Source organism: Geminicoccus sp. (genome assembly GCF_035556675.1).
Classification (GTDB): domain Bacteria; phylum Pseudomonadota; class Alphaproteobacteria; order Geminicoccales; family Geminicoccaceae; genus Geminicoccus.
Genome location: NZ_DATMFZ010000131.1, coordinates 1 through 12826, shown reverse-complemented (window position 1 = coordinate 12826; position 12826 = coordinate 1). Strand labels below are relative to the sequence as shown.

10 protein-coding genes are annotated in these 12826 nt (G+C 68.9%); 5 read left to right on the top strand and 5 right to left on the bottom strand.

All coding sequences use genetic code 11. The features are described 5' to 3' along the window. Nucleotides 1–103 precede the first annotated feature (103 nt). Both VNS22_RS10415 and VNS22_RS10410 read left to right on the top strand, forming a co-directional pair. Nucleotides 104–1969 carry an AarF/ABC1/UbiB kinase family protein gene (locus VNS22_RS10415; protein WP_325732114.1) on the top strand — a complete coding sequence of 622 codons (1866 nt, stop codon included), beginning with the start codon at nt 104–106 and terminating at the stop codon, nt 1967–1969. Further along, nucleotides 1966–3096, top strand: coding sequence for a hypothetical protein (locus VNS22_RS10410; protein WP_325732112.1), 1131 nt, complete (start codon nt 1966–1968; stop codon nt 3094–3096). Before VNS22_RS10415 ends, VNS22_RS10410 begins: the two co-directional genes overlap by 4 nt. On the opposite strand, the gene VNS22_RS10405 is transcribed toward VNS22_RS10410, so the two are convergent. The 4 genes from VNS22_RS10405 to VNS22_RS10390 form a co-directional block, all read right to left on the bottom strand. Continuing rightward, nucleotides 3088–6168, bottom strand: coding sequence for an efflux RND transporter permease subunit (locus VNS22_RS10405; RefSeq protein ID WP_325732110.1), 3081 nt, complete (start codon nt 6166–6168; stop codon nt 3088–3090). The genes VNS22_RS10410 and VNS22_RS10405 overlap by 9 nt on opposite strands. Next, nucleotides 6165–7274 (bottom strand): efflux RND transporter periplasmic adaptor subunit, encoded by a 1110-nt coding sequence (locus VNS22_RS10400; protein WP_325732108.1) that lies wholly within the window; start codon nt 7272–7274, stop codon nt 6165–6167. The genes VNS22_RS10405 and VNS22_RS10400 overlap by 4 nt, the downstream gene beginning before the upstream one ends. Before the next feature lie 75 nt (nt 7275–7349). Further along, the gene (locus VNS22_RS10395) at nt 7350–7637 is read right to left on the bottom strand and encodes a hypothetical protein (protein ID WP_325732106.1); all 288 of its coding nucleotides are present in this window, start codon (nt 7635–7637) and stop codon (nt 7350–7352) included. Nucleotides 7638–7683: 46 nt separating this feature from the next. Continuing rightward, nucleotides 7684–8088 (bottom strand): hypothetical protein, encoded by a 405-nt coding sequence (locus VNS22_RS10390; RefSeq protein ID WP_325732104.1) that lies wholly within the window; start codon nt 8086–8088, stop codon nt 7684–7686. A 56-nt stretch (nt 8089–8144) separates the two neighbouring features. Between VNS22_RS10390 and VNS22_RS10385 the strand changes: the two genes are divergently transcribed. Further along, a complete protein-coding gene (locus VNS22_RS10385; RefSeq protein WP_325732102.1) occupies nt 8145–8918 on the top strand; it encodes a 4'-phosphopantetheinyl transferase family protein in 774 nt (257 codons plus the stop codon). Here the strand turns inward: VNS22_RS10385 and VNS22_RS10380 are convergent. Next, entirely contained in the window at nt 8875–9711 is an 837-nt protein-coding gene (locus VNS22_RS10380; protein WP_325732100.1) for a metallophosphoesterase, read from the bottom strand. The two genes, VNS22_RS10385 and VNS22_RS10380, sit on opposite strands and share 44 nt — an antisense overlap. Before the next feature lie 55 nt (nt 9712–9766). Between VNS22_RS10380 and VNS22_RS10375 the strand changes: the two genes are divergently transcribed. Together VNS22_RS10375 and VNS22_RS10370 are read left to right on the top strand one after the other, a co-directional pair. Continuing rightward, nucleotides 9767–10975 (top strand): cytochrome P450, encoded by a 1209-nt coding sequence (locus tag VNS22_RS10375; RefSeq protein ID WP_325732098.1) that lies wholly within the window; start codon nt 9767–9769, stop codon nt 10973–10975. 99 nt (nt 10976–11074) lie between these two features. Beyond that, nucleotides 11075–12487, top strand: a complete 1413-nt coding sequence (locus VNS22_RS10370; protein WP_325732096.1) for a TolC family outer membrane protein — start codon at nt 11075–11077, stop codon at nt 12485–12487. Nucleotides 12488–12826: the final 339 nt, after the last annotated feature.

Below are 12826 nucleotides of genomic sequence, written 5' to 3'. Positions count from 1 at the left end.
ATGACTTAAAGGCTAGCTGCAACGCTTGCAGCGCGGCACTTTAGCTGCGCCGTTCCGGATGGAACGGCCTTCCGGCATCCTCCAGCGAGAGAAATCCTGTGCCATGCCGCATCAGGCCGTCGTCTTTCGCCGCGTTCATTCGGGTTCTTCCGGGACTGAGACTGACGACAGGCTCGGCAGCGACTTCCGGCACTTCGCCATCGACGACGACCTGGTCCCCACGCCGCTGCGGGCAGAGCGTGACCGGCGCAAGGTCAAGATCGTGGCTGCGCGCAAGCGGGGCGGCTGGCGCGGCCTGGCGGTGTTCCTGGCGCTGATCGCCTATCTGATCCGCTACCGGATCAATCTCTGGATCCACAAGGATGCCGACGAGCGCAATGCCAGGGAGCTGCGCGCGCTGTTCGAGCATTTCGGCGGGCTGTGGGTGAAGCTCGGCCAGCTCCTGTCGCTGCGCACCGACATGTTCTCCGACGCGATGTGCCGGGAACTGTCGCGCCTGCAGTTCGAGGCGGTAGGCTTCCCGGCGGAGCACGCGGTGGCGGAGATCGAGAAGGAGCTGCGCGGCCGCCTGGCCCACCATTTCAGCCATTTCGACCCGGAACCGTTCGCCGCCGCCTCGATCGCCCAGGTCCATCGCGCGGTGCTGCGACAGACCGGCGAGGTCGTGATCGTGAAGGTCCGCCGTCCCGGAATCGTCCCGTCCTTCGAGGGCGACCTGCGGGTGTTCAAGCGGATCGTGGACGTGCTCCACTGGTTCAGGCTCGGCCGGCACATGCGCATGCAGGATGCGCTGTGGGAGCTCGAGACGATGATGCGGGAGGAACTCGACTACCGCTACGAGGCGGCCAACCTGGATCGGATGCGCAAGAGCCTGAAGCGGCACGGCGTGCACGTGCCGCGCCCGTTCTTCCACCTGTCGACCGCGTCCGTGATCGTGATGGAGTTCGTGCCGGGCGTCCTGATGTCGGAATATATCGAGGTCGCCAGCGCCGACCCGGAGCGGGCGGAGGCCTGGTGCCTGCAGAACGGGATCCGGCCGAAGAAGGTCGCCCAGCGCCTGTTCATCTCCGCACTGCGCCAGCTCCTCGAGGACAATCTGTTCCACGCCGACCTGCATCCCGGCAACATCATGCTGCTGCGCGACAACCGGGTGGCGCTGATCGACATGGGTACGATCGGCACGATGGAGCGCGAGTTCCTCGACCTCTATCTGATGAGCCTGCGCGCTTTGGCGAAGAAGGATTTCTCGCGCGCTGCCGACTACCTGCTGCGGCTCTGCCCGGACCTGCCGACCCTCAAGCTGACCGCGCTGCGCCGCGACCTGATCCGCTCCTACCGCAACTGGGAGGCACGCACCCACCTGCGCAACATCCCCTACCACGAGAAGGCGCTGAGCAGTGCCGGCTCGGACTCCGGGCGGATCCTCTACAAGTACAGGGTCCAGCCGAGCTGGACCTTCATGCGGATCAGCCGGACCTGGGCGACGCTCGACGCCTCGATGCAGTTCCTGATCCCGAACGCCAACTACATGCGCCTGTTCGACCGCTACTTCGAGAACGCCCGCTCCCGGGCGCTGCGCGGCCGGGGCCTGCGCCACACACTCGAGGTGACGGTTGGGCGAATGACCGAAGCAGTCCAGGAGTATGATCTCCTGCTGCGCCCGCTCCTGCGCAACGAGACCCTGTCGCTCACCGGCTCGGTCAGCAAGCTCGCCAGCATGGGTGCGGTGATCCTGCGCGGCCTGATCTACGCGTTCGGCTTCGGGCTCCTGTTCGCGCTGTTCGCCCATTTCCAGAACCATCACGAGTTCGACCTGGACGGCCTGGGCGAGGAATCGAACGCGATCCTCGATTTCATGGAGCACATCACGTATGGCGAATCAGTCGTCTATATCTGCATCATCGCCTGGGTGCTGATCATCTGCCGGCGTCTGCTCAGGCTCGCGGAGCAGCCGGACTACAAGAATTGACCCGCCCTCTGGGTCCGGAGGAAGCCAAGTACTGGCTGCTCGGCCATTCCTGCCCGTTCAACATCGTGCTGGCCTTCGGCGTCGAGGGGTGGCGGGCACCGGACCGGCTGGCCCTGCCCGTGATCGAGCTGGATGCGGACGGGCTGCCGCGCTGGGGTGCCTCCTCGGCGGATGGCAGGACCGAGCGCGGCACTGGCCCCTGGGTCGAAGTGGCTGAAGCGCTGCTGCGCGCGCCGGTGGGCATGGCCGGCGCGCCCGCCTGGCGCCTGAGCGTGGTGGAGGAAGCGGGCGGGACGGTCGTGCTGCTGGCGCTGCATCATGCGCTGACCGATGCGCGCGGCGGCCTGGCACTGGTCGGTCATCTGCTGGACGGCCGCCCCCTGCCCCCACTGCCGCCTTCCTTCGAGGAACTCCTGGCCGACGAGGCCTGGCCGGATCCGTCGGTCCAGGACGAAGTGCTGGGCTGGTGGAGCCGGCGCATGACCGACCGGCTGCGGTCGCTGGATCTGGCGAAGCTGGCGGCCCTCCTGCCCAGCCCGGAACCTGCATGCCTCGCGGTGGACCGCCTGCCGCCCGCCGCGTTCGATCGTCTGCAGGCGCGCTGCCGGGCCGAGGGAACGACGCTGCATGGCGCACTGGTAGCGGCGCTGCCGACGGGTACCACGTCGAAGCTCGGCCACGCGGTCGACATGCGCCGCTTCCTGCCGCCATCCCTGGCCGGGGAAGCCTGGCTCGCCCTGTCCCACCTGGAGACGGAATTGCCGGATGCCGCCCCGTTCTGGGAGCGGGCACGGGCTGCCAGCACCAACGTGCGCACCGCGCTCGCGTCGGGTGCGGCCGGTGCTGCGCTGGCCGAACTGCCCCGGACCCTGGCCGGCGCCCGCTTCGTCCCGCCGGCAGCGCCGCCGCTCACGGTCAGCAATGGCGGGCGCCAGGATCTTCCGGCCGGCAGCCATGGTCGCGCCACCTGGTACATGGCGCTGGCCGGGGTCAATCCCGGCGCCCCGGTGCTGGCGGCGAGCGGTAGCGGGGAAGCGCTGCTGGTCGCGAGCGTCACGCCAGCGAGCCGGCCGCCCTTGCCGCTGGACCGGCTGGTGGAGAAGCTGGCGGCGGCCGCCTCAGCCTAAACCCATTTCCTCCAGCCGCTCCTCGGCCCCCTTGCTGATCTCGACATGCGGCTGGCGGATCTTGCGGGTGATCAGGGTGTACACCACCGGCACCACGAACAGGGCCAGCAGTGTGCCGACCACGAGGCCGCCGACCAGGACCAGCCCGATATTCATCCGGCTGACCGCACCGGCACCGGTGGCGAACAGGAGCGGCACCGAGCCCAGCACCATGGCGAGCGTGGTCATCAGGATCGGGCGCAGGCGCAGGGCCGCCGACTCGATCACCGCCTCGCGCAGCTCCACGCCGCGGTCGCGGAGCTGGTTGGCGAACTCGGTGATCAGGATGCCGTGCTTGGCGATCAGGCCCACCAGCGTGATGAAGCCGATGCCGCTGTAGACGTTGAGCGAGCCGCCGAACAAAGCGAGAGCCACGATCGCCCCTGCGATCGACAGCGGCACCACCAGCAGCACGATGCAGGGGTCGCGGAAGCTCTCGAACTGAGCGGTGAGCGTCAGGAAGATGAACACGATGCCCAGCAGGAACACCGCACCATCGGCGGCGTTGGCCTGCTTCAGCTGACGCGAGGCGCCGTTGTAGTCGATCTGCATGCCGGGCTCGAGCTCGGCCTGGGCCAGCGCGGTCAGCCGGTCCAGGGCCGAGCCGGTGCTGAAGCCCGGACCGGCATCGGCGGAGATCTGGGCGGAGGCGAGCTGGTTGAAGCGCGGCAGGAAGCTGGCCCCGGCACTGATCTCGACGCTCACGAAGGTATCGAGCGGCACCAGCCGCCCATCCCCTGCCCGCACCCCGACCAGGCCGATGCTTTCCGGCCGCTCGGCAAAGGCGCGCTCCAGCTCGAGCTGGATCTTGTAGAGTTCGCCCTGCCAGGAGAAGCGGTCCACGTCGTAGCCGCCGAACAGCATGCGCAGGGCACCGGCAATCGACTGCACGTCCACGCCGCGATCCGCCGCCAGCGCCTCGTCGACCTCCAGGTCGATCTGCGGCAGGTCGAAGCTCAGGTCGACCGATGGCGCGCTGATGGCGGGGTCGCCCTGCGCCTTGGCCAGGATCCGGTCGGCGACCCGGGCCAGCGCCTCGTAGCCCATCGGCCCCTTGATCACGAGCTGGAGCGGCTGCGCCTGGGCACCGCTCAAGGGATCGGGCGGGATCAGCGTGGTGCCGAGCCCAGCGATGGCACCGAGTTCGGCGCGGATCGATTCGCCGATCTCCCGGGCCGAGCGCTCCCGCGCCTCCCAGTCCTCCAGGAGCAGGAAGGCATAGCCCTGGTTGGAGGCGGGAATCCCCAGGATGATCAGGGAGCCGCTCTTCTCCGGCACGGTGTCGAACACCTTCTCCACCGCGGCGGCATGCCGGACCAGATAGTCGGCAGTGGCGTTGGTGGGCGCGTCGAGTTGCACCAGGAGGTAGCCCTCGTCCTCGGCCGGCGCGAACTCGCCCTGCAGCGTGCTGCCGGCAAGCCCGCCCACCGCCAGGACGGTGATCGCCAGGAGTCCTACCGCGAGCCGCGAGCCCAGGAGGCGGCGCAGCAGCCCCCGGTAGCCGTGCACCAGCCAGTCGAAGCCATGGTCGATGGCGCGTGAATAGAAGTTGCTCCGGGTCGGGCGCAGCAGGCGCGAGCACATCATCGGCGACAGGGTGCGCGAGATGACGCCCGAGATCAGCACCGCCACGGCGAGGGTGAGGCCGAACTCGCGGAACAGGGCACCCAGCATCCCCGGTGCCAGGCCGATGGGGACATAGAGTGATGCTAGCGTGATCGTGGTGGCGATGATGGCAAAGCCGATCTCGGCACTGCCGACGAAGGCCGCGTCTATTGGGCTCAGGCCTTCGTCGATATGCCGCTGGACGTTCTCGACATCGACGATCGCATCGTCGACCACCAGGCCGATCGCCAGAATGAAAGCCAGAAGGGTGAAGGTGTTGAAGCTGAACCCGATGAAATAGATGAAGACGACCGTGGTCAGCAGCGAGAGCGGGATGGTCACCAGGGTGATCAGGGAGGAGCGCAGCGACCCCAGGAAGGCGAACACCACCAGGATCACCAGGCCGATCGCGATCAGCAGGGAGTCGCGCACCTCGTCCAGCGAGGCGCTGATCGACAAGGTGGTGTCGAAGGCCACGGCGATCTGCACGTCGGGCGGCAGCACCGACTGGAGCTGCGGGATGGCGTCGCGCAATGCCTGGGCCAGCACCAGCGAGTTGGCGGTCGACTGGCGCATGATGCCCAGCGCCACGGCCGACTGGCCATTGATCTGCACCCGGGTCGTGCTGTCCTCACCGGTGATCTGCACGTCACCGACATCGCCGAGGCGCACCACCTGATCGCCGTTGCGCCGCACCACCACCTTGGCCACTGCAGCCACCGGATCGTCGGTCGCACCGAGCTGGATGCTGGTGCGGCCGCTCTCGCTGGCGACGTCGCCGGCCGGCACGTCGGTGTTGCGCTGCTGGATGGCGGCGGCGATGTCGCTGGCACTCACTCCCATCGCCTGGAGGTTGGTGGGATCGACCGTGACCGCCATGACCGGCCGCCGGTCGCCGATCACCTGGATGCTGCCGACGCCCTGGACCGTCGAAAGCTGCGGCACCACCACCCGGGCGGCGAGGTCGCTGAGATCGACCTCCGACATGGTCTCGCTCGCGAGCGAGAGATAGAGCACCGGCACGTTGTCGAGGCTCAGCCGCGAGATCACCGGCCGTTCGGCCTCCGCCGGCAATTGGCCCAGGATCTGGCTGATCGCGGACTGGACCTGGTTGGCGGCCCCCACCGAATCGACGCCGAACTGGAAGGTCACCTGGACCGAGCTCAGGCCCGCCTCGCTGCGCGAGATCACCGTGTCGACATTGCCGACCGTGGCGACCGCCTGCTCGATCGGGACGGTGATGCGGCTGGCGATCTGCTCGGGCGCTCCGCCCGGCAGGGCGGTCACGATCTGGATGAGCGGGATGTCGAAGCGCGGCAGGTCGCGGATCTCGACCCGGGTGAGGGCGAACAGGCCGAGAATGGCCGGGATCAGGCTCACCACGATGGTGAGCGCCGGCCGGCGGATCCAGACCGCCGAGATGTTCATGGAGCGGATGCCGTCTCTATGGCCACGGCATCACCGTCGCGCAGCCGGAACTGGCCGGACGTGACCACCTGGTCACCGGCCGAGAGTCCGCGGGTGATCTCCACCCCGGCCGGGCCGCGGATGCCGGTCTCGACCGGGACCAGCCGCGCCTTGCCGTCCACCAGCTTGTAGACCTCCGCACTGGTGAGCCGCTGCACCAGTGTCGGTTCGGGCACCACCACGGCGTCGCGCGGTGCGCCGGTGGCGATCGTCAGGCTGCCGAACAGTCCGGGCAGCAGCTCCTTCCCCGCACCATCCAGCCGGGCGCGGACCGCAAAGCTGCGGGTCTCCGGGTCGATCACCGACGAGATGAAGGACACCGTGCCCGCGAACGACTGGCTCGTGGCGCTGCTGTGGAAGCTGATCTTCGCCCCTGGCCGGATCTGGGCGAGCTGCCGCTCGGGCACATGGAAGTCGGCGGCGACCTCGCCAGGGTCGACCAGATCGATCATCGCCGTGCCCGAGGTCACGTACTGGCCGAGTGCCACCTGGTGGCGCTCGAGCCGCCCGGTGAACGGCGCCTTGATCGTCAAGAGGTCGAGATTGAGCTGCTTGAGCTCCACGTCGACCTCCGCCTCGGCCAGATCCGCCCGGCTCGCGGCCAGCGACACCTGCGCCAGGAAGCCTTCGCGCTGCAGGGTCCGGTCGCGCTCGAGCTTGGCCCGGTTCTGCTCGACCCGGCCTTTGGCCAGCGCCAGCTCGGCCTGCGCGCTGCGGTCGTCGAGCCGGTAGATCGCCTGGCCGGCCGTCACCTCCGCGCCGTCGGGCACCAGGATCTCGACGATGTGGCCGCTGGTATAGGGCGAGATCGTGATGCGCCGGAGTGCCGTGAGGCTGGCGACGAAGGTCAGTTCCGGCTGGACCTTCTGCATCCTGGCTTCCGCAGCGGTCACGGAGACCGGCGGTGCCACTACCGGGGTGGTGGCGACCGAGTGGCGCAGCGGGTCGAAGCGATAGAATGCGGCACCTGCCATGCCCAGGCAAAGCAGGACGATGAACAGCCAGCCCTTCCAGGACAGGCGCGGCCCACGCTCGGCAGACGCCTGCGGCAGCGGCAGTTCAGCCATCTATCTCGAGATCCGCACGTCCAACCAAGGAGGGCAAGCGGCCGGCCGCTCCAGAGCGGGCGGCCGGTCCGTCACTCAATCGTCGTCGTCATCATCGTCGTCATCGTCGTCGAACAGCCCGCCCAGGCTCGGCTCCTGGCGGACCACGATCACGACGCGCTGGGCGCTCGCCTCGATGACGCCCTGCTCCTCGAGATCGGCGAGCGCGTCCTCGACCTTCTCCATCAGGCGGCCCTCGCCGCGGCGCAGCTGGCGCACGCGCCGGCGGCTGTGCTCGCCCATGTCGATGATGACGGTCTCGCTCGTCGGCTCCGGCGGCGGCGGCTCGACCTGCTTCTTCTCGACGACGGTGGTTTCGGCCATCGTTCCTTCTCCTGATCCAGCTTGGCGGCGGCGGGCAGGCCCGGTGTCAGTCACGGCCACGGATGATGTAGCGCGGCTTCGACTTGCGGATCGACCTGGTGACATTATCCGACAGATCCTTGATCCAGCCGTCCCGCTTCCGGCTGTTCGAGCGCTCGTGGCGGCCCAGATATTCGTTGAGCAGCCGGGCCTCGAACTTGATCGCACGCCGCAGCACCCGCTCGATCGGCCGGAGCATTGGCGACTGCTTCTTGCGGCGATACTCGCCCTCGCTCTCGTAGCGCTCCTTGGCGACCAGCCGGCCGTACCGATCACGTTGCAGTACGGTCACCCGGATCCCGTCATCATCGTCGTAGCGCGACCCACGGTCGGCGTCGTAGACCCGGCGCCGGGGCTGGTCGCCACCCAGGACGATGACCCGGCGAATGTCCTTGTCGAGCTTGATTGCCATGGTGAGATGACGCCCCTGCGCGTTAGGATATGGCAAGCCGCAGCATAAGACGTATCATGAGCGTTGCGCGGGTGAAACCTGAAATTTCCAGAATTGTGGGTGTGGAGGTCTGGTTCTGCAGCGTCGACGACCTGAACAGCGTCGATCACGAGCAGGTACGGAGCTTGCTGAGTTCAGATGAGCAGGCCCGCAATCGTCGCTTTCTGGTTGATCATCCGCGCCACCTGCACGCCGCCGCCTATGCCCTTGCCCGCCATGCCATCGGCAGGCGGCTGGGCCTGCCGCCCGCGGAATTGCGGTTCGGCCGTGCTCCCGGCGGCCGGCCGTTCCTGGCCCACCCGAGGGGGATGCTCGACTTCAATCTCGCTCATGGCGGCGGCCTTGCGGTGTGCGCCCTGGCGGACGGCTGCCGTGTCGGGATCGATGTGGAGCCGGCGGATCGGCCGGAACTGAGCCTTGAGCTGCTGGACGGGCTACTGGCTCCGGGCGAGCGGGATCGCGTCACAGCACGGCAGGGCAGCGCACGCCAGGAGGCCCTGGTGGGGCTGTGGGTCGGCAAGGAAGCGGTCGCCAAGGCCCATGGCGGCGGGCTGTCCCTGCCGCTGGACCGGCTGGTGGTGCCGGAAGGCGATGGGCCGGTGACGATGACGGCGGTTGCCGGTGCGCTGCCGCCGGTCTGGCGGTTGCACCGGCTGCGACCGGACCGGCGGCACCGGATGGCGCTGGCCCTGGCGCTCGCCCCGGATGCGCCCGCCGCCATCAGTTTCCACGACGCGACCCAGGTCTTCAGGGGTCACCGGCCTCCGGCAGCATCGGCAGGACCTGCCTGAGATAGGGGGCGAGCCCCAGGGCCGGCTGCCATTGCCTGGGATAGCCCAGCGACACTTCCTCGAAGCGGATGCCGTCGAGCCAGCGCCGGCCGCGGACGTGGAGATGGCCAAAGACGCAGGCGAGCGCGCCGAACCGCCAGGGCCAGGCCCTGGTGGCACGGGTGCCGCACCAGGGGGCGAAGCGCGGCACGCGCGGGATCCGCACGAGTTCCTCGCAAAGCGGCCAGTGGCTCACCAGCACGCACGGCATGTCCGATGCCAGGTCGGCCAGACGCCGCTCGGTCAGCGCCAGCCGCTCCCGGCACCAGGCGACCCGGGAGGCGTGCGGATCCGGATGGAGCAGGACCTCGTCCACCGGGTGGATGTCCGTCTCCGCTGCCCAGGCTACCACCTGCTCCGGCGTCATCCCCTCCGGGGCGAAGCTGTAGTCGTAGAGGGTGAAGATCGGCACGATCCGGACCGGGCCGCCCGGGCCGTCCCAGACCGGCGGCGGGTCCTCCGGTGTCAGCACGCCATGGCTGCGTGCCAGCTCGACCAGGCCTGCGTAGCGCCCGGCACCTCGCAGCCCGCCATCCTCGCCGGGCAGCGACCATAGTTCATGGTTGCCTGGAACCCAGATGACCCGGGCAAAGCGCCGGCAGAGTGCGGCGAAGCCCTCGCCGATCCGCCCGAAGCTCTCGGCGACATCACCGGCCACGATCAGCCAGTCCTCGGGATAGCTGCCGAGCGCATCCAGGGCGTCGCGGTTGGTGGGGCTGCCGAGATGCAGGTCGCTGATCGCGAGAAGTCGCATGCACGTCCGTCGGTTGCGGCGGTCCGTCCGCCCTGTTTATCTGCCGGCCATGCCGGTGACGCTATTCCATCCGCTCGCAGCCGAAAACCTGGCCGACCCCTATCCGGCCTATGCCTGGCTGCGGGAAACCGCACCGGTCGCCTGGTCGTCCGCCCCGGTGCCGGGCTTCTGGGGGTTCTGGTTCGTCAGCCGCCATGCCGATGTGGCGGCCGGGCTGAAGGACCAGCGGTTCGGGCGGGAGATCGCGAAGCTGCTGCCGCAGGGTGCCCTGCCGCCGGTGCCGGCGCACGAGCGGCCGCTCATGGCGATGATCCAGCACTGGATGCTGTTCAAGGACCCGCCGGACCATGCGCGGCTGCGCCGGCTGGCAGCCCCGGTATTCGCGCCGCGGGCCGTCGCCGGTCAGCGTGCCTCGATCGCGGCGCTGGCGGAGCGCATGGTCGACCGGCTGCCGGCCGGCACCACGGTGGATGTGGTGGGCGAGCTCGCCTACCCGCTCGCGATCGACGTGGTCAGCGAGCTCCTTGGTGTGCCCGAGGGCGACCGGCCGCTGATCCGCGACTGGGTGCGCGCGATCACCGCCGCCCTGGACGTCATCCGCACCGAGGCCAGCATCCGCACCGGTGCCGCGCAGGCGGTCGAGCTGCAGGCCTATTTCGCCGATATCGTCGCGATGCACCGCCGCAGGCCGCGCGGCGACCTGCTCGACCTCCTGATCGAGGCGCGCGACGGGGGCGAAGCCTTGAGCGAGGAGGAACTGCTCTCCGCCTGCATCCTGTTCCTGTTCGCCGGGCACGAGGCCTCGGCCCAGCTGGTCGCCAACGGTCTGCTGGCGCTGGCCGGCGAACCTGCCGCCTATGCCCGGCTGCGTCGGGGCGACGTCGTGATGCCCACCGTCGTCGCCGAGCTCCTGCGCTTCACCAGCCCGCAGCAGATCGCGTTCCGCTATGCGCTGGACGATGCCGAGCTGGCCGGGGTCGCGATCCGCAAGGGGCAGACGGTGGGCTTCGGGCTGGGTGCCGCCAACCGCGACCCGCGCGTGTTCCCGGAGCCCGACCGGCTCGACCTGGACCGCGAGGCCGCACGCCAGCTGGCCTTCGGCAGCGGCATCCACAGCTGCATCGGCGCACCGCTCGCCCGGCTGGAGGCGGAACTGACCTTCGCCGCCATCGCCCGGCGGCTGCCGAGGCTGGAGGTGCGCGGCCGGGAACGGCAGGACGGCGTGATCGTGCGCGGGCTGGCCCGGCTCGATCTGGCGCTCTGATCCGGAAAATTCGCAGTCTGAGCGTGAGTTTTCGACTGGAACTGTGGCTGCTCGCTGGTTTCCACCTGTCCCTTCACCGGGTCAGGCGATGGGCGGGCAATGAACGAGCGACGGCTGTTCTCCAACCCATTGCTGCTGAGCCTGCTGCTGGGCCTCCTGGGCACGGGCAGCGCATCGGCCCAGCAGACCCTCGATGCCGCCCTGGTCGAGGCCTACCTGAGCAATCCGGACCTCGCTGCCGAGCGCGCCGCACTGCGGGCGACCGATTCGCGGGTGGCGCAGGCCCGTGCCGGCTATTATCCGAGCCTCACCGCGACGCTGCAGGGCCAGCTCACCCGCGGATCGCAGACGAGCGCCTTCGAGTTCCCTTCCGCACCGGGCTTCGACTTCTCCCAGTATGAGGACCTGCTGGAAACCCAGGACGCCGATTCGACCTTCGCCACGCTGGCGCTCAAGCAGAACCTGTGGGCCGGTGGTGGGACACAGGCGCGGCTGCAGGGTGCGGAGCGCCGGGTGCGCTCCGGGCAGGCCAACCTTTTGTCCGTCGAGCAGAACGTGCTGCTGAACGCCGCCACGGCCTATGTCGACACCTGGCGTGACCGGCTGCTGATCGGGGAGGCCCAGGCCAATTACGACCGGCTGTCTCGGCAGCTCGCCGCGACGGAGCGGCGCTTCGAGCTGGGCGAGGTCGCCCAGACCGACCTGATCCAGGCACGCTCGCGCCTGGCCCGCGCCAGTGCCGACCGCGATCAGGCGCGCGCCGACCTGGCCCGCTCCGAGGCCACCTTCGAGCAGGTCATCGGCCCGCCACCAGAACGGTTGAGCGATCCGGCACCGATCCCCGACCTGCCCGACGATCTGGATGCGGCCTATGCGCTGGCCGAGCAGAATCCGGATATCCGGCGTGCCGCCCTGGACGTGGACGCGGCCCGCTCCGACACCGACGCCGCCTTTGCCGGCCTGCTGCCGAGCATCGACCTCGTGGGCCAGCTCAACTACGCCAACGACCCGAACCCGGAATTCTACGACCAGCAGAGCGCCCAGGTGGGCGTCACCCTGACCGTGCCCCTGTTCCAGGGCGGGGCCGCCGCGGCACAGCTGCGCGAGTCGAAGCACACGGTGCGGCAGCTGGAGAACCAGCGGGTGGCCATGGGCCATCAGGTCCGGCGCGACATCCGTACCTACTGGACCGCCGTCGACGCGGCCAGCTCGGCGATCGGCGCCTACGAGATGGAGGCGGAAGCCAACGCGCTGGCGCTGCGCGGCGTGGAGCGCGAATCCAACTTAGGGCTGCGTACCGTGCTGGACGTGCTGGACGCCCAGTACGACCTGTTCCGCTCCCGCTCCAACCTGGTCCGCGCCCGTGCTTCCGCCGTCACCGCCAGCTTCCAGCTCAAGGCGGCCCTGGGCCAGCTCACCGTCTCCTCCCTCGACCTTCCCGTCCAGCCGTACGATCCCGAGGTCAACTACGAGATCGAGCGGGTCCGGCTGTTTGGACTGGGTGGGGACTGAGGGTCTTCCTACAGGCGCGGAGGTCATTCTGAACGGGATCGATTCTTCCAGGGAGGCGATGCTCGTGGACTAATAGATCACCATGCGATCGCGCATTCCTGAACCGCTCTACCATCTCGATCAAACTCGCGGTCGCCTGGGCAGGCCACAGCTTGCGTAGCAGGTGATCAGGAACGTGGGTCATGCGCCGCAGCGTATTGGATCTGTGTTGCTGGCAAGATGCCGCGCCGGTACCCAAGCCAGCGACACTAATTGAGTCGATCGGATTGACGAAGCTCAGCGCTGGCGCTCTGCTGGCGACGCAGAGCTGGATTCAGTATGACGCGTTGCCGGCGCGGG

Excerpts from the sequence above, each read along its gene's own strand:
- VNS22_RS10415 (WP_325732114.1), top strand. The coding sequence starts at position 104 with ATGCCGCATCAGGCCGTCGTCTTTCGCCGCGTTCATTCGGGTTCTTCC.
- VNS22_RS10400 (WP_325732108.1), bottom strand. The coding sequence starts at position 7,274 with ATGGCTGAACTGCCGCTGCCGCAGGCGTCTGCCGAGCGTGGGCCGCGC.
- VNS22_RS10385 (WP_325732102.1), top strand. The coding sequence starts at position 8,145 with ATGAGCGTTGCGCGGGTGAAACCTGAAATTTCCAGAATTGTGGGTGTG.
- VNS22_RS10405 (WP_325732110.1), bottom strand. The coding sequence starts at position 6,168 with ATGAACATCTCGGCGGTCTGGATCCGCCGGCCGGCGCTCACCATCGTG.
- VNS22_RS10390 (WP_325732104.1), bottom strand. The coding sequence starts at position 8,088 with ATGGCAATCAAGCTCGACAAGGACATTCGCCGGGTCATCGTCCTGGGT.
- VNS22_RS10380 (WP_325732100.1), bottom strand. The coding sequence starts at position 9,711 with ATGCGACTTCTCGCGATCAGCGACCTGCATCTCGGCAGCCCCACCAAC.
- VNS22_RS10370 (WP_325732096.1), top strand. The coding sequence starts at position 11,075 with ATGAACGAGCGACGGCTGTTCTCCAACCCATTGCTGCTGAGCCTGCTG.
- VNS22_RS10395 (WP_325732106.1), bottom strand. The coding sequence starts at position 7,637 with ATGGCCGAAACCACCGTCGTCGAGAAGAAGCAGGTCGAGCCGCCGCCG.